This window comes from Methylophilus sp., assembly GCF_035460085.1.
In the GTDB taxonomy this organism is placed as follows: domain Bacteria; phylum Pseudomonadota; class Gammaproteobacteria; order Burkholderiales; family Methylophilaceae; genus Methylophilus.
Map to the genome: position 1 here is coordinate 40,521 of NZ_DATHWZ010000032.1, position 25,719 is coordinate 66,239.

A 25,719-nucleotide genomic window follows, 5' to 3' on the forward strand; every position below is an offset into this window, starting at 1 on the left:
CTGACATCAACTGATGCCACTCGACTCTATTTATTACAGTAATATTCATACGTTAGTATTCTTCGCTTAATTGATCACACAAGGCTGGTATGCGTTCCAAATTTGAAAAATTTAGCTTGCTTGGTGCAGGCGTTTTTGTAGGTATTCTGGTAAGTATCAATATTTCTGCCTGGGCGGATAGAACCTCCGTTTCCCAACTGCCGATCGACGAGCTGCGCGTATTCGCCGAAGTGTTCGCTAAAGTCAAATCTGATTATGTCGAACCGGTTGAAGATAAAAAATTGATTAACGAAGCACTTGCCGGCATGTTGCAAGGCCTCGACCCTCATTCAACCTTTATGGATGCAGATGCCTACAAGGAATTGCAGGCTGGCACCCAAGGTGAGTTTGGCGGGCTTGGCATTGAAGTCGCGATGGAAGACGGCCTGGTGAAAGTAGTGACCCCGATTGAAGACAGCCCGGCTTATAAAGCTGGCTTGAAATCCGGTGACCTGATCATGAAACTCGATGATACGCAGGTGCGTGGCCTGACATTGAACGATGCGGTAAAACGCATGCGCGGTGTGCCGGATACTAAAATCACCCTGACCGTCGTTCGTAAAGGTGAAGATAAACCGCTGACGTTTACCCTGACCCGCGCCGTCATCAAGGCACAAAGTGTCAAGAGCAAACTGATTGAGCAGGATTATGCTTATGTCCGCATCACCCAGTTTCAGGAACGCACTGGCGAAGACCTGGCCAAGGCCCTGAAAAATCTGCGCGCCGAAAATAAAGGTCCTTTTAAAGGGTTGGTGCTAGACCTGCGTAACAACCCTGGTGGTTTACTGGATGCTGCGGTGGGTGTTTCTGCCGCCTTCCTGCCAAAAGATGACCTGGTGGTGTACACGGAAGGTCGCGTGGCTGACTCTAAAATGCGCCTGAATGCAACGCCTATGGATTATGCCCGCCGCGGGAAGTCTGACTACCTGAAGGACCTGCCGGAAGAGTACAAGTCAGTACCGATCGTGGTGCTGATCAATGCCGGCTCTGCGTCTGCTTCAGAAATTGTTGCCGGTGCCTTGCAAGACCATAAACGCGCAACCATCATGGGTATCCAGAGCTTTGGTAAGGGCTCGGTGCAAACCATCCTGCCTATGAATAACGGCAGCGCCATCAAATTGACTACAGCACGTTACTTCACGCCTAACGGCCGTTCGATCCAGGCGAAAGGGATTGTGCCGGATACCATTGTGGATGATGGTTCAGACCCAAGCCTGAGCTTGCATGAAGCAGATCTCAAGCGCCATTTATCTAACCCTAGCGATATCGCCAAAGCCAACGCTGAAAAAGCTGAAGAAATAAAAGCCCGCGTCGGTGGTGATAAGCCCAAGGATGAAAAATTTGCAGAGACCCGTGGCCCGATCGAACCGGCCAGCAAAGATGATTTCCAGTTTGTACAGGCTGTGAATCAATTGAAAGGGTTGCCAGTGCAAAAAGCACCTGAAGCGGTGAAAGCTGCAACAGACAAGCCAGCCAGCACTGAAAAGCCAGCTGGTGCTGAGAAACCAGCTGGTGCTGAGAAACCAGCCAAAAAATAATGATGATGTTTCCATTGCCTGCAAGCATTCATAGCCAAGCAGGCAATGGAAATTGACAGGGAGCAATCCATGATCCGGCCGCCACTCACACTAGACAAAGCTATCGCCGTCATCGACATGGGGTTACGTACGGTGTTCAGTCAGCCGACGCCAAGCCGCCCTTATCCCCAAGCAGAATCATCTGACGAAACTTCTTTATCAGATAAAGAGCGCAAGCATGCCGCAGCGTTGATGCGCGTGAATCATGTTGGTGAAGTCTGTGCACAGGCTTTATACAGCGGTCAGGCGTTAGTTTCACGTAATCCGGCCAATGTAGAAGCACTCAAAGAAGCCTCCCGCGAAGAAGTCGATCACCTGGCATGGTGTGAGCGACGCATAGAAGAACTGGGTGGCAGAAAGAGCCTGCTTAACCCGTTATGGTTTGGTGCCAGTTTTGGCTTGGGAGTAACCGCAGGTTTACTTGGTGAGAAGTGGAACCTTGGATTCCTGGCAGAAACCGAACATCAGGTGTCATCGCACTTAGGCAGTCACTTGCAGCAATTACCCGCGCAAGACCACGCCTCGCGCGCCATTGTCATGCAAATGAAACAGGATGAAGAGCAGCATGCGCAGACTGCTGAACATCTGGGTGGTGCTGTGCTGCCAGCCCCGGTCAAGCTAGCCATGCGCCTGGCTTCCAGAATGATGACGCGAACCGCGTATCATTTATAGTATTTGTAGTAACCTAGAGTCAACCATGCAAAAATTTAGTGATAACTTACTGACCCTCGACAACGCAGATCATGTGAAACGCATTGAACTGTTTGATGAGAAAAGCCAACCAGCGGGCCAGATTGAAAATAAACCCGGCACCCAAGGCTCCATCAAGGTCTACCATCATTTGTTCAAGATTTATGGTGAGATCAACAGCGATGCCGCCGTGGAGGGACTGGCACTCTATGCAGAACATACAGAAGACGCCGAAAATCATCCAGGCAAACACCCCAACATTGACCGCTTATTGACTGTGCTGGATAAAGAGCAAACCTTGTCGATCAAGGTCGTTAGCGAATAAATACCTGTCAATCTTTCATAAAGCATAAAGCCTCCTTCACGGAGGCTTTATGCTTTAGAAAAAACCAGCATTAAAAACTAGTTAACCGCCACGCCTTTTACATGACGACTGATCGGCGGGTGATAAATAAACTCCAGCAAATGTCCTACACTATCCAGGCAATAAAAGCCACGTGAACCATCACGATGCGTTTTAGGGGCTTCGGTGATACGCACGCCTTGCGCCACCATATGGTTATACCAGCCATCCACCGCCGCCTCGTCAGTCAAAGCAAAGCCGATATGATCAAGGCGCTGTAATGGGTCTGCCTTGTAGTCAACGCGATGCAAGGCAAATACATCGCCATGATTAGTCAGATAAACATTATCAGGATCTGGCTGCCATTCGACATGCATGCCGACGATGCGCGTGTAAAAATCGATCGCTGACTCCAGGTCTTTGATAAACAACGCCACGTGGCGAATCCCTAACATGCCGGCAGGAATGGTCATGGCTTACTCAATACTTGGCGCTTTGATTTCGAAATCATGTGTGATCTCACATGCCTTTTGCAACATGATACTGGCTGAACAATATTTTTCTGCAGATAAGCTTACCGCCCGCGCGACTTGTTGCTCATTAAGATTTTCGCCAGTCACCACAAAGTGCACATGAATCTTGGTGAATACTTTGGGGATAGTCTCAGCGCGTTCGGCAGCGATTTCTGCTACACAATCCACAATCGGCTGGCGTGCTTTTTTCAAAATCGTCACCACATCAAATGCAGTGCAGGAACCCATGCCGATCAACAACATTTCCATCGGGCGCATGCCAATGTTACGGCCGCCATTTTCAGGCGCGCCATCCAGCACTACTGCGTGACCGGTTTCAGACTCGCCGACAAAGCTGACGCCGTCTATCCACTTCACTTTGACTTGCATTGTGATTTTCCAATCGTTTTTTGTTTAAATCGCCAACGTCCCTAACACGCGAATAGCGAGCTCAAAAAAATCTCAAAGGGCATAGGTCACCATACCCCCAGAGAGTGATTTTTTATTTGACGCCGAGCAATTCGACGTCAAATACCAGCGTCGCATCTGGCGGAATGACACCACCGGCACCACGTGCACCATAGCCTAATTCGGAAGGGATAATCAGTGTACGCTTACCACCAATCTTCATGCCTTGCACACCTTCATCCCATCCCTGGATGACCTGGCCACCACCAAGGAAGAAATTGAATGGCGCATTACGATCCAGGCTGCTATCGAATTTTTTGCCCTTAAAGTCTTTGGCATTTGCGTCATACAACCACCCGGTGTAGTGCACGGTCACGTTGAAACCAATTTCGGCTTCGCGGCCGTTGCCAACCACGGTATCAATTTTTTGCAGTTCAGTAACATTGCTGGACACTTGAGTATTCTCCTTTGAATCGGGTGAGTTGGATTGCGCCTGGCAACCCGCGATGGCTAATAGCAACATCATGCCCAAACTTAGTTTTTTTATTCCTGATTTCACATTCGCTCCTAGAAAACGACCATTATCATACGCGGTTTCAGTTAAAAACTCTTGCTTAAAAATGCGCCATTGCTGGCTAGTGGCCTTCAATCACTGCTTTAATCAAACCATCTTGAATACTGCGCGCCGCCGATGCGTTAGCGTGATTGACCAGCATCACCAGCACATAGCGCTTACCCTGGGTATCCTGGACATAGCCAGCAATACTGCTGACGCCTTCAATGGAACCTGTTTTCAGGTACGCCATGCCCTGGCTGGGAGACTCCGGCAGGCGTTTTTTAAGCGTGCCATCTAATCCAAGTATAGGCAATGAAGCCATCAGTACCGGCATCGCCGGACGCTGATAGGCTGTGACGAGTAATTGTGCCAAATGTTCCGCACTGATGCGCTCATTGCGTGACAGCCCGGAGCCGTTCTCCAGTAGCAGTTCAGGGAACGACAAGCCACACTTGCGCAACACTTCCTTGAGTGCAACAGCGCTACTGTTTTCATTGACCGGCGCCGAGCCTGATTCCATGCCTATGGTCAACATCAACTGCCGCGCCATGACATTATTGCTCCATTTATTAATGTCCCGAATCACAATATCCAGCGGGGCAGACCACCAGGTGGTGACCAATGTTGCGGAGGCTGGCAACGCGGCAGCGACGGCCTGGCCATCTAGTCGCCCGCCTAATTGCGCCCATAATTTTTTGAAGGTGTTAACCACATATTGATGCTGGCTTAACACGTTTAATTCAAGATAACGCTCATCACATTGTTCCGGCAAAGTGCCGCTGAACGTCACCGTTGCGCCTTCTGATGTCGTGGACACTCCATAACGCAGACGACTACGCCAGTCGCCGCAAGTGCCCTTGCTAACCTGCATGGCATTCACTACTTTAATCTGCGCTAACTCAAATTCTTGCGTGATATTCACGACAGACTTGCTGCCTTCTTTTGCTACGACAAACCTGAAACTGGTGTGACCGCCATTCACCAATAATGCATACGGATTGACGTTATAAGCGCGCCAGGGCTCGTCATCCAGTATCGGACGTTGACTGACTTCCGGCGTATAAAGGGAAGCATCCAGCACCAGGTTACCTTTGATGTGCCGTATCCCTTGTTGCTGCACTTGCTGTAACAAACGCCAGAGTTCGGCATTGTTCAGGGCCGGGTCGCCGTAGCCTTTGATGATCAGATCACCATCAAGCACACCCTGATTGACTGGCCCGTTTCTATACACTTCCGTTTTCCAGCGATAAGCGGGCGTCAATGCTTCGAGTGCGGCATACGTAGTGACTACTTTCATTACACTGGCCGGGTTCATCGCCTTGGCCTGGTTATGGCTGATGAGCGGCGGCTCACCATTCAGGGGTTGCACCACAATGGCGACACTATCCAGCGGTAATTGCGCTTTGGTCAATGCTTCCTGCAGTGACACCGGCAAAGCCGCCTGCGCAATACTCGCCCATAGGTAACAGGCGAACAGGCACCAGCACCTATTTAGCTGCATGCCATACTTTCCAGAATCGTGGTTTGTGTCATTTGTACCAGATGATCAATTTCTGCCGCATTCAAGCAATATGGCGGCATCCAGTACACGGTGTTATCTATCGGGCGCAGCAACAAGCCATGCCGCAATGCGGCCGCATAACAATCTTGGGCAAATTGCGGATTGTTGGTCCCTACCTCAAAGGCAGTGATCATGCCCCGCTGACGAAGATTTTTTAGCGGTAGATCATACGCCTCCACCGCCGCCCATAGCTGCTGCGCAGTTTTCTGGTTATTGCCCAAGACATCAGACGTCTCGAACAATTTCAGTGTCGCCAATGCGGCACTGCACGCCAATGGATTGCCCGTGTAACTATGGCTATGCAAAAAACCCTTGGCAGTTTGGTCATGGTAAAACGCCTGGTAGACATTATCGGTAGTGAGCACCACAGATAACGGCAAATAACCGCCGGTAATGCCTTTGGATAGACACACAAAATCGGCAATATCACTGACTTTGCCACCCGCTTGCTCACAGGCAAACAGGGTGCCGGTACGACCAAAGCCAACCGCAATTTCATCTGCAATCAAGTGGATAGCATAAAGACTGCAAATCTCGTGTGCGCGGCGCAGATATGCAGGATGGTACATCGCCATGCCAGCCGCACCTTGCACCAATGGCTCAATAATTAAGGCCGCCAATTCAGAATGGTGCTCGGCTACATAAGCTTCCAGCGCCTCGGCACAGCGCAAAGCAAAAGCTTCTTCGGACTCACCCGCTTCAGCCAAACGGCTATCCGGACTGGGCATTTGTGCCGACTGTAAAATCAGTGGCGCATAAGTGTCTTTAAAAATGGCAACATCCGTCACGCTCAGCGCACCCAAAGTTTCGCCGTGGTAACTGTTTTGCAGGCTGATAAATTTCGTTTTCTTTGGCTGGCCCACATTGCGCCAGTAATGAAAACTCATCTTAAGTGCGATCTCGGTGGCACTGGCGCCATCCGAGCCATAAAAAGCATGGCCTAAGCCAGTCTGCGCAGAGAGTTTTTCTGATAACTCGACGACTGGCGTATGGGTAAATCCGGCCAGCATCACATGCTCGAGTTGGTCGAGCTGCGCTTTGATTGCGTCTTTAATGGCAGGCTGGTTATGCCCAAACAAATTGACCCACCAGCTGCTGACGGCATCCAGATAACCTTTGCCATCGGTATCAAATAGCCAGGCTCCGTCACCACGCGTGATAGGCACTAAAGGATAACGTTCATGATGTTTCATTTGCGTGCACGGGTGCCACACGCTATGCAGGCTACGCTGTAATAAATCCTGATTTCCGCTCATGGCGCTATTTTAAACCAAGCGTAAACAGCATGCTTGGTTTAAAATAGCGCCTTAAATCAAGTTGTTACACTGTACATATATTCTGTCATGCAAAAAACCCGCAAACACCTGGAACTGCTCTCTCCTGCCAAAAATGCTGATTTTGGCATCGAGGCGATTAATCACGGGGCTGATGCCGTGTATATCGGTGGTCCGGCGTTTGGTGCGCGCGCCAAAGCGCCGAATACCGTGCAGGATATTGCCAGGCTGGTGCAGCATGCGCATAAATTCCATGCCGAGGTATTTGTCGCCCTGAATACGATTTTTCATGACAACGAGCTGGAAGGTGTACGCCAGCTGGTGCATCAACTGTATGACTCGGGTGTGGACGCGCTCATTGTGCAGGACATGGGCTTGCTGGAACTGGATTTACCGCCAATTCAATTGCATGCCAGCACGCAAACAGATATCCGCACCGTAGAAAAAGCCCAGTTTCTGGATCAGGTAGGTTTTAGCCAGATAGTGCTGGCGCGCGAACTGGATATTGCGACGGTGAAGAGGATTGCTGATGCGACCACCGCCAATCTGGAATATTTTATCCACGGTGCCTTGTGTGTCGCGTTTAGCGGACAATGTTTTATCAGCCATGCCCACACGGGCCGTAGTGCCAACCGCGGCGAGTGCTCGCAAGAATGCCGTTTGCCTTATACGCTGGAAGACCAGAAGGGCCGCATCCTTGGCAAGGACAAGCATTATCTATCCATGAAAGATAATGACCAGAGTGCCAATTTGCGTGCACTGATTGCCGCCGGGGTCAGCAGCTTTAAAATCGAAGGCCGTTATAAAGACCTGCCTTATGTAAAAAATGCCACTGCGCATTACCGCCTGTTGCTGGATGAGATTCTGGAAGAGATGCCGGAATATGCTAAATCCTCAGCCGGGCATGCCAGTTATACGTTTACGCCCCAGCCGGAAAAAACTTTCAATCGCAGCGCCACCGATTATTTTGCCAATGGACGTCAGGCGGATATTGGCGCGTTTGACACGCCAAAATTTTCAGGTGAAGAACTCGGAAAAGTGCGCAAAGTTGGCAAAGATTTTATCGATGTGGTGACTGAGATCACATTACACAATGGCGATGGCGTGTGCTTTTTTGACGTGCACAAAGAATTAGTTGGCCTGCGCGTGAATACTGTGCAGGCATTAGATCATTATACCCAACGCCTGTTTCCCAATGAGATGCCAGCGGATATCCGCAACAACACCCAACTCTACCGTAACCGCGACCACGCTTTTATGCGCTTGCTGGAAAAGGATTCGTCGACACGAAAAATAGCGCTCGATGTGGTGCTTTACGAAACGCCAGGCGGCTTTGCGCTGACACTGACAGATGAACAAGGCTTTAGCGCTACCGCCCAATGCACTGCCGACAAGCAACCTGCGAACGATACAGAAAAGGCTGAAGCATCGTTGAGGGAAAATCTGGCAAAACTGGGGAATACCGATTTTGTGGCCAGAGATATCGGTCTGGAATTAACCCAGTCCTGGTTCTTACCCGCCTCTGTTGTGAATCAACTACGCCGTGATGCGGTGGAAGAACTCATTGCGATCAGAACATTAGGCTATGACCGCCCGCCATTGCGTGCGGCTACCGAGCCACCCGCTATTTATCCAGAAGATACCTTGAGTTACCTGGCAAATGTCTACAACCAGAAAGCTCGTGATTTTTACCACAAGCATGGCGTAAAACTGATCGCCAGTGCTTATGAATCGAACGAGACGTTGGACGAAGTACCGGTCATGATCACCAAGCATTGCCTGCGCTTTAGCCATGGCCTGTGCCCGAAAGAAGCTAAAGGGGTGATAGGCGTGCAAGGCACAGTCACTGCTGAACCTATGACTTTGATCAGCGGCAATGACAGGTACACACTTAAATTCGACTGCAAGCCTTGCGAAATGCACGTGATGGGTAAAGTGCGAAAAAATATCCTGCAGATGGCGCCACCGCAGCCGATTGCATTTTTTGACAAGCGTCCGGCATAAATGAAGATGGCCCGGGCAAATTGCCAAGGCATTCTTTTCAGGTAAGCCGGGTAACAAAAACTGATGCTAACAAGTGACCGCCATGAACGAATACACCTACCTGCTTAAAGTCGCGATCGCCTTGCTGGCGATTGTGAACCCGATAGGCAGCCTGCCGATTTTCATCAGCGCCACCAGCGGCTGGAGCAAAGTCGAACGTGCCCGGACCGCACGCACGGTCGGCATGACCGTGATGATTGTGTTGTGCGTTTCCGCTTTTATCGGCGACAAAGTACTAGACTTTTTTGGTATAGACATCCCTTCATTCCAGGTGGGTGGGGGTATTTTGCTGCTGCTGATTTCAATCTCCATGATGCACGGAAAGCAAAGTGGCACGCGCCAGACAGCCGAAGAAGCGCAAGACCTGGCTGAGCGTGAAGTGATTGCGATTGTGCCATTGAGTATCCCGCTACTGGCCGGACCAGGCGCGATTTCCAGCATGATCATCACTGCGCAACAACATCCCGGCTTTTGGGGGCATGTGAGCCTGATCATTCCAGTAGCTTTGATTTCATTGTTTATCTGGGGTTTGTTATTACTTTCTGATGCCATCACCGATTACCTGGGGCCCATCGGGATCAATATTGTCACGCGTTTGATGGGTTTGATTCTAGCGGCGATGTCCGTGGAATTTATCGCGCACGGATTGACTGGGCTGTTTCCGCAGTTGGCTGGTGGATGACGATTTCTTAGCACTCATGCCGTTAGCTAACCATCTCAAGTTAATTACCGCAATCAATCACTTAGCGTTAAAATAACGCTTTTAACGAAACCTCCGCATTTTGAATTCACCTGCCTCTTCCAAGTCCTCCCAGCAGTGGAAACCCAATGTCACCGTGGCAGCCATTATTGAACAAGATGGCAAATTTTTGCTGGTAGAAGAAACCACAGACCGTGGTAATCGCTTTAACCAGCCTGCCGGTCATCTCGAAGAAAACGAGACAATTGTTGAGGCAGCCATCCGGGAAACACTGGAAGAAACTGCTTATGATTTTATGCCGGAAGCCTTGGTAGGCATTTACCACTGGCAACACCCGGGAAATGGCATCACCTATCTACGTTTCGCCTTCACCGGCAAATTGGGCACGCATTATCCTGAACGTGCCTTGGACGATGGCATACTCCGCACCGTGTGGAAAACTGAACCCGAGATAGCACAGGGCGGGGAGCTGATGCGAAGCCCACAAGTATTATTGTGCGTGCAGGATTACATGGCAGGCAAACGTTATCCTTTAGACATTTTGAAGCATTTGGGCCAAGCATTATGAGTAAGCCACATGTGATCGTCGGTTTGTCCGGCGGTGTTGATTCCTCCGTCACAGCGTTGTTGTTGAAGCAGCAAGGCTATCAGGTGACCGGTTTGTTCATGAAAAACTGGGAAGACGACGACACCGATGAATACTGTTCATCGAAGCAGGATTTAATCGATGCAGTCTCAGCAGCGGATAAGATCGGCATCGACATTGAAGCGGTGAATTTCAGCGAAGAATACAAAGAGCGAGTATTCACTAACTTTTTGCAGGAATACCAGGCTGGCCGTACGCCTAACCCGGATATTTTGTGTAATGCAGAGATTAAATTCAAGGCGTTTTTAGATCACGCCATGACCATGGGTGCGGATATGATTGCCACCGGCCATTATGCACAAGTGCGTGAAAACCCGATTCAGCCGGGCAACTTTCAACTACTTAAAGCAGAAGATGGCACCAAGGATCAAAGCTACTTTTTGTCACGCCTGAACCAGGCACAGCTATCCAAAACATTATTCCCGCTGGGCACTTACCTTAAACGTGAAGTACGTGAAATCGCGCGGGAACATGGCCTGGCGAATGCCGAGAAAAAAGACTCGACAGGGATCTGTTTTATCGGTGAACGCCCTTTCCAGGAATTTTTACAACGCTATTTGCCCAGGCAGCCCGGTATCATGCGTACGCCTGAAGGTAAAGTGGTAGGTGAACATGAAGGCCTTATGTATTACACATTGGGCCAACGCCAGGGCCTGAAAATCGGTGGCAGTCGCGAAAGTAACGGCGAACCCTGGTTTGTTGCCGGCAAAGACATGATCAATAATGAATTGATTGTGGTACAAGGCCATGAGCACCCACTACTGAAAAGTGATGGCCTGGTGGCCGGGCAGTTGCACTGGATCAGCGGCGAACAACCACGTACCAATTGGGTATATGCCGCCAAAACGCGCTACCGCCAGCCAGATGCCCCTTGTGAAGTAGATGCTGTGGATGACGAGGAAGCAACTATCCGCTTTGGCCAGCATCAATGGGCCATTACACCTGGCCAAAGTGTTGTAGTCTACGAAAGCAATGTCTGCCTGGGTGGTGGCATTATTAACGGCGCGATTTAAATGACCAAAGGCATAGTTATTGCTTATGCTTTCCTGATAAACAATAACGCATTGCCAAAGTGACAAGGAATGACACCTGATGGCTTACATACTAAAAAATAAAGAAGGCGCAATCATTGCCGCAAGCCCGGATACGCAAGTTTCCGCAGAGTGGATTCAGGTAGAAAATTCAGATACCGATTATTTGAATTTTCTGGATGAAGAACTTAAGAAACATCACACATTCCGCGAAAGTGATATCCAACTGGCCCGGGTGCTGGAAGACCTGATCGGCATCCTGATCGAGCGTAGCCTGATCAGTTATACCGACTTCCCAAGCGCCGCGCAAAAACGCCTGAATGAACGCCAGACATTACGTCACAAAAACAATCTGCATACACTGATTAGTGACGATGACGTCGCCCCGCTTTAACACTGCCTTCCATTAAATTTATTGGCGCCGGAATTTTATTACCGCGCCGAGAAACGCAAGTGAATCTAAACTTCGGCCGAGCCAATATAATTAAGAGTATAAATATTTTATTAGCAATCCATTAACTCTAGGTATGTGATTCCTTCATACACTAAGAAGTACCATTAAAAAATCTAAAGTCCCTGGATTTTTACACTCAAGAATCTTCGTTTAATACATTAACTCAACAAAAAACTTAACATTCCTTCCAGGCCCGTAAATCCCCAAGCCGCCCATCGAGCCATCGATACGGTATAGTTCATTTTTTAAATTCTCGCCTATCAATCTGAATGTGACTTGCTCGTTTGCTTTCCAGCGGATTCCAGCATTCCACATCTCGTAACCATCTTGTGTCCCGGTAACATAAGGACTTAGTCTAGTCCCATCTCCACTCACCAGAATATCTCGATCAGATACTTTTCTATAAGTTAAATTGACATCCAGATCTTTTGTTAACTCTGTCCCAATGTTTATATTGAGTGCATTACCTGGCGCAGTAAACAACGGGACATAAGTTGCTCCATTATAAATTTCACCGCTGATCCTTGAATATCCTGCGCGCATATACGCTCCGTGGTACTGCATGAAACTTTCAACCTCTACGCCATTCCTGTGTTCCCAGCCATTTTGGGTGATACGACCATCATCTTCCTCACGCAGTGATAATAATAAGTGCGAAGTATAAATATGATAGAAATTCAACTTGCCGGAAAAGAAAATGTCCGTACCCATGAAACGGGGATTTTGGTAACTGATCCCGGCTTCTGTAGACTCAGCTAACTGGGGTTGATATAACCCACCGCAAATAAGCGATGCCGGCCCATTTATTGGCATTAAGCCAGCACGACAACGGCTGAAAGGGCCTTGCGTAAAATACTCATCAATTAATGGCGGTCTGAACCCCTGTCCATAATTGGTGTAGAAAGTTAATTTCTCTGGGCTCTTTTTAGAGAATACATCGTACGCCAATCCCAAGCTTAGCGTTTCCTCTCTGAATCTGATTTTGCTGGCTTGTTCAAAAGGTGCTAATAATGCAAGCGTTCCGCCATCAGCCTCAACCTTGTAGCGATCCCGACGATATCCAGGAGTAATTGTAAATTGGCCAATTTCGAATTTGGGCTGTACATAAATGGCATTGAAAGATTTTTTACCCGGAGGCGCAGAAGCATTAAATCCATTTGGATATAATATATCCTGCAAAAAATAATTGCGATTCTCATAGAACCGCTCAATCTCGCGCTCACTGGAATTAAATTGGTAACCAGCAAGCAGCGAAGCAGAAAAGAAGTCGCTTTCGTAAATAATCGCCTTGTTACTTACATCGAGAGTTTTCGTCCTATATTCGTAGAAGTCCAATAAGTTGCCACGGCATGTCGTTGTATCAGCGGGATTGGTTATATTGACTAGGCCATTACATTGGGGTTGTTTCGGGTTAAATACTGAATTGAAAGGATCACCTTGTCCAATCAAATCATTTAATTTGGTATGCCCCTCTCCAACAGATGCCTTTAAGCTTACCCATTTGGTTTCTGGGTCATAATTTAATGCTTCTGACCAGGTCAAATCATCTATAGCTCGCACAACATTCCCAAACCCGCCTGGCTGACCTCCTGTAGCATCGTAAGGTTGCAAACCGGTGTCATCAAACTTAACTATAGAAGTAACCAGCTGTATATCCTCGTTAGGAATCAGACTTACTTTCAACAAATGTGAGATTGATTCAATTGCGGAACTTTGCAGCTCAGTGTCATTGCCAAGAATAATATTATTGGACTGTCGATTGGAATAATTATAGAGAATATCTAGCCGCTCATCTGGACGTCCATAAATCAAATAGGATCTAGAGTATTCATCATTATTATTACCATAGCCAAACTTAGCCTTTCCACCATACTTCTGGCCAGGTTTTAGAAAATCTTCAGCATTTTTGGTTGATGCAATCACCGTCCCGCCCAGCGAACCTGATCCGCTAGTAATTTGCGGGCCACGCTGCACCTCAATACTTTTCAGCAACTCAGGCTCGATAAAGGTGCCACCCATCCGGTATTTCTCAAAACCTTTAGGCACTCCATCCACTTTTACCATGACATCTTCATTATCCCCATAGCCACGAATGTTGAAAGTCATCCCACTTGGGCGAGGCCCTCCATTAATGGATACACCAGGCACAGATCTTACAGCATCAAAAATATTGCTGAATTGCCCACGTTGAAGTTGCTCTGTGGTGATTGTAGTAATTGGTAACGTGCGATCAATTCCAGACTCTTCTTTAACTTTCGTGTCTTTCACGGACACCTCGGGCAGTGTATCAACCGGCGTTCCTGCATTTTCTTTCTTTACAGGTTTGCTGATATTGCCTTTTACATCAATAGAATGTTCACTCATGTCATCAACCGCATAAGCAACGTTATTGAATAAAGCAAACAGTGAAATAAAAAATAGTGGCACTGCGCCAGAAGCCTTTGATCTGTAGCACCTCTTTGTTATTTTTTTTCGCAGACTATCAAGACATTCCATTTTGAGTTTTTTATTAGAAGGCATAGAGAAACAAAGGGGCTAAATAAGCCCCTTTGTGATAACTTACAAACCTGCGAGATTAGGCTTTTTTGGAAGAACGGCGTGCGGCAAATGCCATCAGACCTAAACCCAAAGCCATCATGCTGTATGTCTCTGGTTCTGGAACTGGTGTTACCGTCGGCACTGCAACAGTAGCTAATGCCACCTGATCCAGGCTCATGCTAGAGCCAGAAGAAGCGAACTTGAAGGTATACAATGAGGAACCTGTGACGCCGGTCCACTTCCAGTATGCTTCTTGCTCATATGATGTACCAAACCCACCAAAGTCGCCTTGAGATTCATATAATTGGCTAACTAAAGTTGCATTAACTCCATTCAAAGTTGCAGTGGGTTTTGCAAGTGTGCCAACAGTAGAGATACGCAGATATACATCAAAAAGATCTCCTGTCGTACCACTTAAAGTTGCTGTAAAAGCAGTGGCAGCAGCAAAGCTATAAATATTGCCACCACTAGTTACAAATGAAGCTCCTGTGGTTTCTTTTACTGAAGCAGTAGTTCCTGCCGACAAAGCGACTTCTGGAGTTGTATCGTTAGTGCTATTGAATAGATTCCACTCTGCGTATTGTGAAGTGGTTGCGGATCCCCAAGGGGCTGTTGTGTCCCACACAGCCTGAGTTGCGAATGCAGAACCACTAAAAGTAACGCCTAAAGCTAAAGCTAAAGCTGATAATTTCATTTTTATAAATCTCCTCTTAAAGCGTACAAGCCCCTTCCTCTTGAAGGTGATACGCCATATACCTCAAAATAAGCCTCACGGACTCACACCGTTGAGTATTCACTTTCCATGCAAAACATGGACAAACACCTTTAACACTTATGTGAGCGCCCTGCGGGTTTCCGAGGTTGCCTGGAGCGACAAAAGACCTGCAAGTATTGACAGGGCCTTTATCACTACGCATAGGCTTAAGTGTTTAAACTTGACGGCGGCGGCGAGCTACCAAAGCAACCATGCCCAATCCGGCAAGGATCATGGCATATGACTCTGGTTCAGGCACTGGCACCGCGACTACTTGATTGAAAGTGTCGCTCTGCGTGAGGCGGGCTGCGTAAGTTTGGCTGTGTGCAACGACATCGTAAGTCACATTGAATGATGAAATATTGCTGTAACCGCTCAGATCCCACTGGAATGCATACAGATTGATGTAGATCGGCTCTTCTGTACCGCTAGCACTGGTAGTACCATTCTCGCCTTTGAAGCTCAGTTCTGCCCAATTGGCAGTTAACTGGGTGGTTGTGTTGTCGCCAAAGATCAGATTGAGCGTAGGGAAGTAGTTAGTTACGGTTAAAGCGCCTACTGAAAGGGCTGAAGCGCCACCAGGAGTGGTCGTGGTGCCCACAGAAGGCTGGTAAAAATCATAACCATTGGCGCCGCCAAGTTCTACCTGGAACACCACATTCGCCAGATTCTCAACCGGCGCACTCTCAAACACACCTAGCTTGCCGCCGTTAAAGTTATAAGCACCGCTTAAAGAGCCGGCATATAGACTTTCACTTGATGGGAAAGCGCCACCTGCAGCACCATTGCTCACTTTTCTGAAGGTCGCAGAATTATCATTATCAGAACTGACTTGCGAGATCACATTTGGCAGTGGAGCCATGCCTGGAAAGCCTCCACCAGGGATACCAGCGATCGTAACCGGTGACCCATCCACCGTTTTGGTTTTGGAAGCAGCGCTCAGGTTATACCAGCCGTCATCCTTTTTTGTACCATTCAGCGATTTGGCTACAGGGATAGCATCCTGGATACCGGTAGGGATTGCAGCGAAAGCAGGAGCGATATTCAGGCTAAATGCAGTCAATGCAACGATTGAGAGGGGTTTGAAACTTAGTTGATTCATCATTTTTTCTTCTCCATATTAATACGGGCACAAGCCCATTAAACCGGCTACCCCTCTTCTCCTAGTTAGAGGTAGCTGGCATGCTCGTTTGCAGCAGATACTGCGCTGCAGGACAATGCGTCCTGCAGATAACGAATCTTTTAATTTTTGTTGAGTATGTAATCAGAGGCGAGATGATGCTTATGAACATAAGCATGCAATACCACGTAGAAACCTAGGTAGAAACCCAAGTAGAAACAAGGTGCCATGGATAATGCCGTTGACCCTTCCTCATGAAGGCGCTTAAAGGCGTACTACTCAACTCAACATTTCCACGGCCCCATGCCGTCGGAACTTTTGGGGAGATATCCCCGATTTCATTCAAATCACTAGCAAACCATGCCTTACTTGCTGTTAGCTAATTCTGAGGCAGGCTGGAAGTCCACCACAAATCGATATTGCTTTCCGCAATCGATGATGACTTCTTTCTGACCGCGCTTTAGCAAGCGGATATCCACCCTGATACTGCCAAAACCATCATGCGCAATGAGTTCATCGACTAACTCAAGCAATCTTTTTTTCAAGGGCAGGCTGGTATCCGACATGAGGGTTTAATCACTAATAATTACTTTATTCTCAAATGATAACAATTATCATTTGTATTATCAATAATAAATTAAAGACTTATTGTGATCAATGGAAGCTTTTACAACATTTAACGCAGATGGAATGCAAACAGGATGAAGGGTTGATTAACGCCTTCAGCAAAGGGTATCTCAGCCTGAGATTAGCGTTGTATCAAAGAGGTTAAGGCTTTCGCCAGCCATGGGCGAAGACGCAACTGCACCAGGCGGGCTATATCTTATGGTTGCGGCATGGTCTGTTTAAAGCTTGGGCGCTTGACCAAAACACCATAATGTTTGGCCAGGTTAGGAAATTTCTCCTGCCAGTATTTACCTTCCCATTGGGTACTCTTGAAACGCAAGTCTATGTAACCGAGCGTCGCACCTAATGCGATATCGGCGAGACTGAAGGTTTCGTTGACACACCATTTTTTCTTGAGCAGATCATTATCCAAGGTCGCCAGCCCGGCTATCACTTTGGTCATCTGTTTTTCGATCCATGCACTAGCTTGCTGTGCTTCTGGTTTACGCTGCTCTTGCATCACAGCGACAGCGGCATCACAGACACCGTCAGCCAGAGCCTCCCAACGACGCACTTTGATTTTAGCCAGATGATCCTGCGGAATCAGATGTGCCACTGGCGTACGGTGATCCAGGTATTCCGCAATCACGCGTGAGTCATATAAAGTCTCACCATCATCCAGCACCAGCACAGGTACTTTGCCTAACGGGTTATATTGGCTGACGGGACAGTCTGGCGCTGACAGCACTACACTGGTTAAAGTGAGATCTATATGTTTTTCAAGGGCGACGATGCGCACCTTGCGTGCATAAGGACTGTTAACCGTATATAAAAGCTGCATAGTGAGTTTGCCAGAATGAATGGAGATTACTTCAGAAAAAGCCCGTAACGAAAAACTGATGCCCCGGGTCGCTATTTATTATAATAGCTTTTGGCATGGGCTTAGAATGCTCATATGCAGAATTTTTCAATCTTGTAGATATCCTCATGGCACAATCATCGCTCTATCAAACTTTGCCAACCTATTTAAATGCCGTTTTGATTGCAGAGCAGGTCAAAGCGACATTGCATGAAGACATGGGCAAAGGTGATCTTACCGCGGCCCTGATTCCAGCAGGCACGCGTGCTTCAGCCACTATCATCAGCCGTCAACAGGCGATCATTTGTGGATGCGCCTGGGTACAGCAATGCTTTGCGCAACTTGATCAAACCGTCACTATCAATTGGCAGGTGAAAGACGGCGATCTTGTAGAACCCAACCAGACCCTGGTAGTGATTGAAGGCGATGCGCGCGCCATGCTCAGTGCCGAGCGCCCGGCGCTGAATTTCCTGCAAACCCTCTCAGCTGTTGCCACGCATACCCGGCTATATGTGGATGCGATTGCCGGATTACCCACACAGATACTGGATACGCGCAAAACGTTGCCTGGCCTGAGGCTAGCCCAGAAATATGCAGTACTTACCGGTGGCGGTGCCAATCAGCGACTAGCGCTCTACGATGGCATTCTCATCAAAGAAAACCATATTGCCGCCGCTGGCTCCATCGCGTCTGTGCTGAAAGCCGCATTTGAACTGCGCCAAACTGAGAATATCCAGATTGAAGTCGAGTCACTGGCTGAATTGCAGCAAGCGCTGGATGCAGGAGCGAAAAGTATCCTTCTGGATAATTTTACGCTGCAAGATTTGCGTCAGGCAGTGACAGTCAACCAGAAACGTGCTTTGCTTGAAGCTTCCGGAAATGTGGATTTAACAACCGTTAGGTCGATTGCTGAAACCGGTGTTGACCGCATTTCGATTGGTGCCTTGACTAAGCATATTCAGGCGATTGATTTGAGTATGCGTATTCAGATGCAGCTTTGAGTCAGGCAAGAAAAGTGACCATTCTTGCCATATTTCAGTGGCATGCTTTTTGCACAATAGGCTAATACTTAAGCCTAGATGTGTCATGAATACTCCAGCCCCATTTTCACTCCCTAAATCCCTAGAAAGTCTGCGTCTGGGTGATTTGCTGCGCATGCTGGTCTCAGATGGACGCATCGAGAAGGTGATGGCAGAAAAACTGCATCAAGACCGCAAGCGCGATAGCTCCAAGACTCACCCGATTGTTGTCGTTGCAGAGCAAAAGTGGCAAGACCAGCGTGAGCCCGCACAAATACTCACTGTGGATAACCTCAGCCGCTATGTCGCTTACAAGGCTAAAGTACCTTTCTATCAGATAGATCCCCTGAAACTCGACTTTAGTTCAGCCACCCAAATCGTGTCTCAGGCTTACGCCGAGCGTTTGCGCATCATGCCGATTTCAGTCAAGGACGGAGTCGCTAAAATTGCGACTGCCGATCCTTTTAATCAGAATTGGGTGTTTGATCTGGAGCGCATACACAATTTGCGGATTGAAGTGGTCATGGTCAACCCACTGGATTTGCAAAGATACTTGCCCGAATTATACAAGCTGTCTTCCGCCATCCAGTCGGCCAACATTGCCAAAGCCGGGCAGATTGTCGGCGTACAGAATTTTGAGCAACTGATTGAGCTAGGCAAAGACCGCCAGCTGGATGCCAATGAACAGCATGTAGTGAATATCGTTGACTGGTTATTTAAATACGCGTTTGAACAGCGCGCCAGTGACATCCACCTTGAGCCGCGCCGAAATCTAGGCTTGATGCGTTTACGTATCGACGGCGTATTGCACCAGGTTTACCAGTTGCCCAGCAATATCATGAACGCGATTACCAGCCGCATTAAACTGCTGGGCCGTATGGACATGGTAGAAAAACGCCGCCCCCAGGATGGCCGCGTTAAAACCGTGGACACCGACGGCAAGGAAATCGAATTACGTTTATCGACGATGCCTACCGCTTTTGGCGAAAAAATGGTCATGCGGATTTTCAAACCGGATGTGCTGGTACAGGATTTCCAGATGCTGGGATTCTCCAAACGTCAGGGCGAACAATGGGCGCAATGGACGAGTCATCCAAATGGGATTATCTTGGTCACGGGTCCGACCGGCTCGGGCAAAACAACCACGCTGTACACCACACTCAAGCAACTGGCCACCGATGAAGTGAATGTGTGCACGGTGGAGGACCCGATCGAGATGATAGAACCCGCATTCAACCAGATGCAGGTGACTCAGAATATTGGACTGGGTTTTGCCGAAGGCATACGCACGCTGATGCGCCAGGACCCGGACATTATCATGGTCGGCGAAATCCGCGACCAGCAAACTGCAGATATGGCGATTCAGGCGGCACTGACCGGGCACCTGGTACTTTCAACCTTACACACTAATGACGCGCCGTCCGCCATCACACGCTTGCTGGACCTGGGTGTGCCTGCCTACCTGATACACTCCAGCGTGCTCGGCATTATGGCGCAACGCCTGGTACGTACATTGTGCCCGCATTGCAAAACCGAAGGCGAGATTTCTAGTGCCGAATGGGCCAGCATCACGCGCCCGTTTAAAGCAGCCAAGCCAAATAAGGTAATGAAAGCGGTCGGCTGCCAGGAATGTCGCAACACTGGCTATCGCGGGCGCACCGGCATTTATGAAATGCTCACGCTCACACCGGCCATCCGCAAACTGATTACGCCAGAGACTGATTTATTACAACTGCGTCAAGCGGCGACACAGGCCGGGTTGCAGCCATTAATGTTGAACGGCGCTGAAAAGGTTGCCGCTGGCATGACCACAGTTGCGGAGGTTTTAAAAGTCGCGCCACCGATTGAAATGGATTAATTTCCCAGCCCCGACTTGTGTAAGGCCGGAAGTATTTACTGATAGCGCAATGCTTCTATCGGGTTCAATTTAGCGGCCTTTCGTGCCGGGTAAAAGCCGAAGAAAATACCAATAGTGGCGGCAACGCTGAACGCTATCAACACTGAATCACTGGAAACAATCACTTCTGACTGGGTTAGCACGCTGACTAATACCGCACCACCGACGCCAATCAAAATGCCGATCAGGCAGCCGACGATAGAAATCATCACCGCTTCCAGCAGGAACTGAAGCAGGATATCGCGCTCACGCGCACCGATTGCCATGCGTATGCCGATTTCACGCGTACGTTCGGTCACCGACACCAGCATGATATTCATAATGCCGATGCCGCCCACCAGCAATGATACAGAGGCAATGGCGCCCAAAAGCAGCGACATCGTGCGCGCGGTTTCAGCTGCAGAATTGGCGATGGCAGTCAGGTTGCGCACCGAGAAATCGCTATCCGCCCCTTCACGGATATTGTGGCGCTGGTTGAGCAAACTGTTCATTGACTCCTCGACCATGCCCATGACTTTGTCTGAATTGGCTTGCACAATGATCTGGCGCACACTCCCCGGTAACTGATTACCAAACAACTTACGTTGTGCGGTGGTCAGCGGCACGATGATGGTGTCATCCTGGTCCCGGCCATCCAGGGTCTGCCCTTTGCTTGCCAGCACGCCTAATACTACAAACGGACGCTGGTTGATACGGATGGTCTGGCCAACAGGGTCGATATCGTCACCAAAAATATTCTGCACCACTGTTTGGCCAATCAAAGCCACCCGTGTGGCAGAACGCACATCCGAATCAGAAAACGCATAGCCAGCAGCCATATTCCAGGATCGCACATCAAAATAGCTAGGCGTGGTGCCGATAATATCGGTATTCCAGTTATTGCTGGCATGGACAATCTGCGCTTTACCCATAGTCACCGGAGCCACTCCCGCGACATCACTTAATTCGGCAAGCGCATTGGCATCTTTCACATTCAGCGAAGGCGCATTGCCGGTTGCAGAGCGGACACCGCCCATCCGTGGCGGGCCTGACAATACGACAAACAGGTTACTACCCATCGCGTTGATTGAGCGTTTGACCGAGGCTTCCGCCCCTTGCCCGATCGCCATCATCAACACCACAGCGCCTACGCCGATCACCATACCCAGCATGGTTAGAAAAGTGCGCAAACGGTTGGCACCCATGGCATGCCATGCCTCACCCAGCATAGCGCTAAACATGGCAACTCCCTGGCACAACGCAAACGTAATCGTTGGAATAAATATTAAGCTTTATTTTTTTCATTTCAAAGTTCATGGCTGCCTGGCTGGGCTGTGGCGCTGAGTTTATTCAGCCTGTTCACTATCATCGCCTCTTGTTTGCTGTGATGCGGTCAAGGTATCCTGCACGATCTCCCCATCAAGAAAACGCACCTGCCGTTTGGCATGTTCGGCGATATCAGTCTCATGCGTGACCAGCACGATGGTTATTCCCTCTTTGTTGAGTTGCCCGAACAACGCCATGATTTCCTCACTGGTCACACTATCCAGATTACCGGTCGGCTCATCGGCCAAAATCAGGCTAGGGGTATTCACCAATGCACGTGCGATCGCCACCCGCTGTTGCTGGCCACCCGATATCTGGTTAGGGCGAGAATGAATATGTTTGCTTAATCCCACTTTCTCCAGCAGCACTTTGGCACGCGCATGCCGCTCAGCCTTTTCAACGCCAGAATATACCAACGGCAGGCCGACATTATCCAGCAAGCTGGAACGTGCCAATAAGTTAAACCCCTGGAACACAAAGCCTATGGTTTGATTGCGCACACTGGCAACTGCATTGGCTTCCATGGTCGCCACCGCATGGCCGTCCAGCACATAGTGGCCAGAAGTCGGTTTATCCAGGCAGCCAAGTATATTCATAAAGGTGGATTTACCGGAGCCGGATGGTCCCATGATGGCGACATAATCACCTTGTGTGATGCGTAAATTGACATCTTTAAGCACCGGGAAAGGCCCTGCAGCCGTCTGGTATTCTTTATACAGGTGGCTGACCTCAATCACATTTTTCTGATGCACAGAATCACTCACTAGAACATTCTCGGTGCGCGGGCATTATTGTTATTTCCACCCGGCTTTGGCGAGTTATCCGGCTGCAACTCACTCACAATGATCTTGTCACCCTCAGCCAGGTCGCGACTATGAATCTCTGTTGAACGACCGTCGGTAATGCCAATCCGCACGCTAACCATGGTGGGTTTGCCTTCCCTCAGCACATAGACTTTGCCGATGTTGCCACCCGCCTGGCGTTTACCACGGCGTTCGCCGCGACCGTAACCACCTTGTCCTTCGGCACCTTGTCCCGGGCCACCACGATGTAGGCCTTCACCACCATTCTCACCAGGTCGCGCGCCACCCCATTCCCCACGCTTTTCACCAACTGGGCTAGCTTTCCTCTCGCCAGCAGCAGAATCTTTTTTGTCGTTACCATGTTCTTTTTGCTTATCGTCTTTTGCCGCATCAGCATCTTGTTTTGGCTTATATCGTAATGCTGCATTTGGGACCAATAGTGTTTGTTTCGCATGCTCGACGGCAATGTTCACGTAAGCAGTCATGCCCGGCAACAGTGTTAAATCCTGATTATCAACGGAGACGACAACGTTATAAGTCACCACATTAGAGGTGTTGGTTGAGTTAAGGCGGACTTGCTTCACTACCCCTTCAAAATTGCGGTTAGGGAAAGCATCCACATTGAAACTCACCTTTTGTCCCACCTTGATTTTACCGATATCCGCCTCGGCAAAGCTGGTATCGATCTGCATTTTGGCCAGGTCTTGCGCAATCTGGATCAAGGTAGGCGTCTGGAAGCTGGCTGCCACGGTTTGGCCAACATCCACAACGCGATTGATGACCACCCCTGACACCGGCGAGCGGATGATCGTGAAATTCAAATTTGTCTGGTCACGCGCCAATAAACCGCGTGCGGTTTCCAACTGCGCTTTTGCGGATTTCATCACCTGCACGGCAGTGTCCAGTTCCTGTTTGGAAACATACTCCTGTGCGTACAATTCACGCATGCGCTTTTCATTGGCGATGGCCAATTCAACCGCTGCCTGGTTATTTCTGACAGTGCCTTTCGATTGGGCGATCTGGGCATTAAACAATGCACTATCCAGCTCCAGCAATACCTGGTCTTTTTTCACCGGGTCATTAAAATCCACATACAACTTGCGCACAATGCCGGAAACCTGGGTACCGACGCTGATCAGGCTGACAGGATTCAATGTGCCATTGGCGGATACCGACTGCTCTATATTGCCGCGGGTGACCTCATCGAGGCGGTACAGGTCTTCCGGTTTGGGTTGATGCGTTTTCTGGTAATAGTAATAAGCGCCTGCGGCCGCGGCTGCCAATACGATAAAAACAACAATTTTTTTGAGTAATTTCATAATGTTGAATAAGTGAAGTTCTGCCTAATTGTTGGATGGGATACTGGCATTAGGCAACGACTGAATCATCGCGCTATCCAGCGCCCCCATGGCCTGTGCCAGCGTTGCACGAGCGATATTCGAATTGAGCCTGGCTTGTATGCTCTGCTGGCGCGCGGAGGCCAGCGCACTTTGAGCGTTCAACGTATCTATGATATTGCCCACCCCCGCTTTGTAACGCCCCAAAGCCACCCGGTAGGATTGCTCGGCACTCTCAAGCAACACCTTGGTCGCATTGATAGATTGTAAAGCGGTACGCAGATTCTGGTAGGCATTCCACACATCCAGTGAAATCTGCAGGCGCAATCGATCACGCTGCGCGGCGCGCAAGTCGGCAGTGGCTTCAGCAACCCGGATCCGGTAGGTTGGTGCATACCCGGCGAAAATGGGAATAGATAGGGTCAGTCCTAATGTCGAGTTGTTATTCGAACTCAGTTGAGAACCATCCTGCACACTATTAGATGCCGTCACAAATATAGTAGGTTTGGTGGCCGCCTTACTGGCGTCAATCCCCGCTTGGGCGGCTTTCACCTGTGCTTCACTGGCAACAAGATCCGGCCTACGTAAACCGGCTTGCTCAATCAAGCTGCTGACATCTTCCAGGATAGTTGCAGGGGCATCGTTCGCGGTACTGATCAATTCGACTTTTTGCTGGGCAGGCAACCCCATGACGTTCACCAGATTGCCATAAGCGATCTGCAGGTTCCCCTCGCTGGTGATTCTGGCCAGCGTGAATTGCGCAAACGCAGTCTGTGCCTGCAGCATATCAGCCGGGGTCGCCACCCCGGCTCGATACCGCGCATTCGCAGCCTTGAAACTTTCTTCTCCTGCGCGCTCCGCCTCTCGCGCCGCATTTAAAGCAGCAATGTTTGCCTGCACCTGGTAATACGCCACGGTCGCCACCAGCAACAAATTTTGCACCACGCTACTTTGACTCGCGCTGGCAGATAACAATAATTGGCGCGCATTTTCCAGGTTGGCATTTCGATTGCCAAAGTCATATAAAAGATAACTTGCAACCAGGCTATTACTTAAATTCACTGAGGGGTTACGACGCGTCCCAGATTCTGGAATCAGCACATTCGAATTGGTGGACACGTTATCCGTAATCGTCGGCAGATAGGCTGATTTTGCAACGCCGAGTAGCGCGGCCTGCACCCGCACGCTGGCCCAGATTTCACTGGTTTGCGGGTTGTTACATAAACTGGCATCCGCAACTTCAGCCAGCGTCAGGGGTTTACCCAAGTCCAGCTGTGCGCAAGGAGAGCCCGATCCCCTGTAGCCTTCAGGAATCCTGGGCAATGTCTCTATCCGGGTATTCAGCGGATCACCCTCTTTATACCAAATGGATTCCTCTGCATGCACAAGCATGCTAAACCCCGCTACAGCAATCAAAAGCAAATGCTTGATCATTCCCTGTTAAACCATTCAATCCATTAATCAACCAAACAGCCAGCAAACACGCTGGCTATACTCACTTGATGCCTATATAAGCATTGCAATAATAAATGAGAAACGTTATCATTATCTCTTTGATACATATTTATACACTTTGATATATTTGAATAGCCAGGCTTGATCCTAGATTGATCATAGTCAGTGGGAGCCAATCAATATCAGGTGAAA

The 25,719-nt window shown here is 49.0% G+C and carries 24 protein-coding genes; 10 read left to right on the top strand and 14 right to left on the bottom strand.

Annotated features, from left to right (window positions below; genetic code table 11):
* The first annotated feature begins 89 nt into the window (after positions 1-89).
* Genes VK958_RS05575 through VK958_RS05585 form a run of 3 tightly spaced genes read left to right on the top strand, consistent with a single transcriptional unit; the run spans position 90 to position 2,631 of the window.
* Positions 90-1,577, top strand: coding sequence for a S41 family peptidase (locus VK958_RS05575; protein ID WP_325239684.1), 1,488 nt, complete (start codon positions 90-92; stop codon positions 1,575-1,577).
* 45 nt (positions 1,578-1,622) lie between these two features.
* Positions 1,623-2,288, top strand: coding sequence for a 2-polyprenyl-3-methyl-6-methoxy-1,4-benzoquinone monooxygenase (gene coq7, locus VK958_RS05580; RefSeq protein WP_325239686.1), 666 nt, complete (start codon positions 1,623-1,625; stop codon positions 2,286-2,288).
* A gap of 25 nt (positions 2,289-2,313) precedes the next feature.
* Entirely contained in the window at positions 2,314-2,631 is a 318-nt protein-coding gene (locus tag VK958_RS05585; protein ID WP_325239688.1) for a DUF2322 family protein, read from the top strand.
* A 77-nt stretch (positions 2,632-2,708) separates the two neighbouring features.
* On the opposite strand, the gene VK958_RS05590 is transcribed toward VK958_RS05585, so the two are convergent.
* The 5 genes from VK958_RS05590 to bioA all read right to left on the bottom strand — a co-directional run bounded on the left by VK958_RS05590 (position 2,709) and on the right by bioA (position 6,942).
* Positions 2,709-3,122: a VOC family protein gene (locus VK958_RS05590; protein ID WP_325239690.1), complete on the bottom strand. Its 414-nt coding sequence runs from the start codon at positions 3,120-3,122 to the stop codon at positions 2,709-2,711.
* A 3-nt stretch (positions 3,123-3,125) separates the two neighbouring features.
* Positions 3,126-3,551: an OsmC family protein gene (locus VK958_RS05595; protein WP_325239692.1), complete on the bottom strand. Its 426-nt coding sequence runs from the start codon at positions 3,549-3,551 to the stop codon at positions 3,126-3,128.
* A gap of 112 nt (positions 3,552-3,663) precedes the next feature.
* Positions 3,664-4,095 (bottom strand): FKBP-type peptidyl-prolyl cis-trans isomerase, encoded by a 432-nt coding sequence (locus VK958_RS05600; RefSeq protein WP_325239725.1) that lies wholly within the window; start codon positions 4,093-4,095, stop codon positions 3,664-3,666.
* A gap of 109 nt (positions 4,096-4,204) precedes the next feature.
* Positions 4,205-5,626, bottom strand: coding sequence for a D-alanyl-D-alanine carboxypeptidase/D-alanyl-D-alanine endopeptidase (gene dacB / locus VK958_RS05605; protein ID WP_325239694.1), 1,422 nt, complete (start codon positions 5,624-5,626; stop codon positions 4,205-4,207).
* On the bottom strand, positions 5,617-6,942 hold the full coding sequence (bioA, locus tag VK958_RS05610) for an adenosylmethionine--8-amino-7-oxononanoate transaminase (RefSeq protein WP_325239696.1): 1,326 nt from the start codon (positions 6,940-6,942) through the stop codon (positions 5,617-5,619). Before bioA ends, dacB begins: the two co-directional genes overlap by 10 nt.
* An 87-nt stretch (positions 6,943-7,029) precedes the next feature.
* On the opposite strand from bioA, the gene VK958_RS05615 reads away from it, so the two are divergent.
* From VK958_RS05615 to VK958_RS05635, 5 genes are all read left to right on the top strand, one after another.
* Positions 7,030-8,964, top strand: a complete 1,935-nt coding sequence (locus VK958_RS05615; RefSeq protein WP_325239698.1) for a peptidase U32 family protein — start codon at positions 7,030-7,032, stop codon at positions 8,962-8,964.
* Positions 8,965-9,046: 82 nt separating this feature from the next.
* On the top strand, positions 9,047-9,685 hold the full coding sequence (locus tag VK958_RS05620; protein ID WP_325239700.1) for a MarC family protein: 639 nt from the start codon (positions 9,047-9,049) through the stop codon (positions 9,683-9,685).
* Between the two features lie 154 nt (positions 9,686-9,839).
* Positions 9,840-10,271, top strand: a complete 432-nt coding sequence (locus VK958_RS05625; protein ID WP_325239727.1) for an NUDIX hydrolase — start codon at positions 9,840-9,842, stop codon at positions 10,269-10,271.
* Positions 10,268-11,362 carry a tRNA 2-thiouridine(34) synthase MnmA gene (gene mnmA, locus VK958_RS05630; protein ID WP_325239702.1) on the top strand — a complete coding sequence of 365 codons (1,095 nt, stop codon included), beginning with the start codon at positions 10,268-10,270 and terminating at the stop codon, positions 11,360-11,362. The genes VK958_RS05625 and mnmA overlap by 4 nt, the downstream gene beginning before the upstream one ends.
* A 79-nt stretch (positions 11,363-11,441) precedes the next feature.
* Positions 11,442-11,774, top strand: coding sequence for a hypothetical protein (locus VK958_RS05635; RefSeq protein ID WP_325239703.1), 333 nt, complete (start codon positions 11,442-11,444; stop codon positions 11,772-11,774).
* A 210-nt stretch (positions 11,775-11,984) separates the two neighbouring features.
* On the opposite strand, the gene VK958_RS05640 is transcribed toward VK958_RS05635, so the two are convergent.
* The 5 genes from VK958_RS05640 to VK958_RS05660 form a co-directional block, all read right to left on the bottom strand.
* Positions 11,985-14,354 (bottom strand): TonB-dependent receptor domain-containing protein, encoded by a 2,370-nt coding sequence (locus VK958_RS05640; protein WP_325239705.1) that lies wholly within the window; start codon positions 14,352-14,354, stop codon positions 11,985-11,987.
* Between the two features lie 55 nt (positions 14,355-14,409).
* On the bottom strand, positions 14,410-15,066 hold the full coding sequence (locus tag VK958_RS05645; protein WP_325239706.1) for a PEP-CTERM sorting domain-containing protein: 657 nt from the start codon (positions 15,064-15,066) through the stop codon (positions 14,410-14,412).
* A gap of 235 nt (positions 15,067-15,301) precedes the next feature.
* Complete coding sequence (locus VK958_RS05650) at positions 15,302-16,231, bottom strand: PEP-CTERM sorting domain-containing protein (RefSeq protein WP_325239707.1); 930 nt, start codon at positions 16,229-16,231, stop codon at positions 15,302-15,304.
* A gap of 380 nt (positions 16,232-16,611) precedes the next feature.
* Entirely contained in the window at positions 16,612-16,812 is a 201-nt protein-coding gene (locus VK958_RS05655) for a hypothetical protein (RefSeq protein WP_325239708.1), read from the bottom strand.
* A gap of 257 nt (positions 16,813-17,069) precedes the next feature.
* The gene (locus VK958_RS05660) at positions 17,070-17,693 is read right to left on the bottom strand and encodes a glutathione S-transferase N-terminal domain-containing protein (RefSeq protein WP_325239710.1); all 624 of its coding nucleotides are present in this window, start codon (positions 17,691-17,693) and stop codon (positions 17,070-17,072) included.
* Positions 17,694-17,839: 146 nt separating this feature from the next.
* Here VK958_RS05660 and nadC point away from each other — a divergent pair, with 146 nt between their 5' ends.
* Together nadC and tfpB are read left to right on the top strand one after the other, a co-directional pair.
* Complete coding sequence (nadC, locus tag VK958_RS05665; protein ID WP_325239711.1) at positions 17,840-18,712, top strand: carboxylating nicotinate-nucleotide diphosphorylase; 873 nt, start codon at positions 17,840-17,842, stop codon at positions 18,710-18,712.
* Between the two features lie 85 nt (positions 18,713-18,797).
* Complete coding sequence (gene tfpB / locus VK958_RS05670) at positions 18,798-20,588, top strand: type IV pilus assembly ATPase TfpB (protein ID WP_325239713.1); 1,791 nt, start codon at positions 18,798-18,800, stop codon at positions 20,586-20,588.
* Positions 20,589-20,623: 35 nt separating this feature from the next.
* Here the strand turns inward: tfpB and VK958_RS05675 are convergent, their stop codons facing one another.
* The 4 genes from VK958_RS05675 to VK958_RS05690 all read right to left on the bottom strand — a co-directional run bounded on the left by VK958_RS05675 (position 20,624) and on the right by VK958_RS05690 (position 25,464).
* Positions 20,624-21,847 carry an ABC transporter permease gene (locus VK958_RS05675; protein WP_325239715.1) on the bottom strand — a complete coding sequence of 408 codons (1,224 nt, stop codon included), beginning with the start codon at positions 21,845-21,847 and terminating at the stop codon, positions 20,624-20,626.
* A gap of 105 nt (positions 21,848-21,952) precedes the next feature.
* Positions 21,953-22,684 carry an ABC transporter ATP-binding protein gene (locus VK958_RS05680; protein ID WP_325239717.1) on the bottom strand — a complete coding sequence of 244 codons (732 nt, stop codon included), beginning with the start codon at positions 22,682-22,684 and terminating at the stop codon, positions 21,953-21,955.
* A gap of 11 nt (positions 22,685-22,695) precedes the next feature.
* Entirely contained in the window at positions 22,696-24,054 is a 1,359-nt protein-coding gene (locus tag VK958_RS05685) for an efflux RND transporter periplasmic adaptor subunit (protein ID WP_325239718.1), read from the bottom strand.
* A gap of 24 nt (positions 24,055-24,078) precedes the next feature.
* Positions 24,079-25,464: a TolC family protein gene (locus VK958_RS05690; protein ID WP_325239719.1), complete on the bottom strand. Its 1,386-nt coding sequence runs from the start codon at positions 25,462-25,464 to the stop codon at positions 24,079-24,081.
* Positions 25,465-25,719 lie beyond the last annotated feature (255 nt).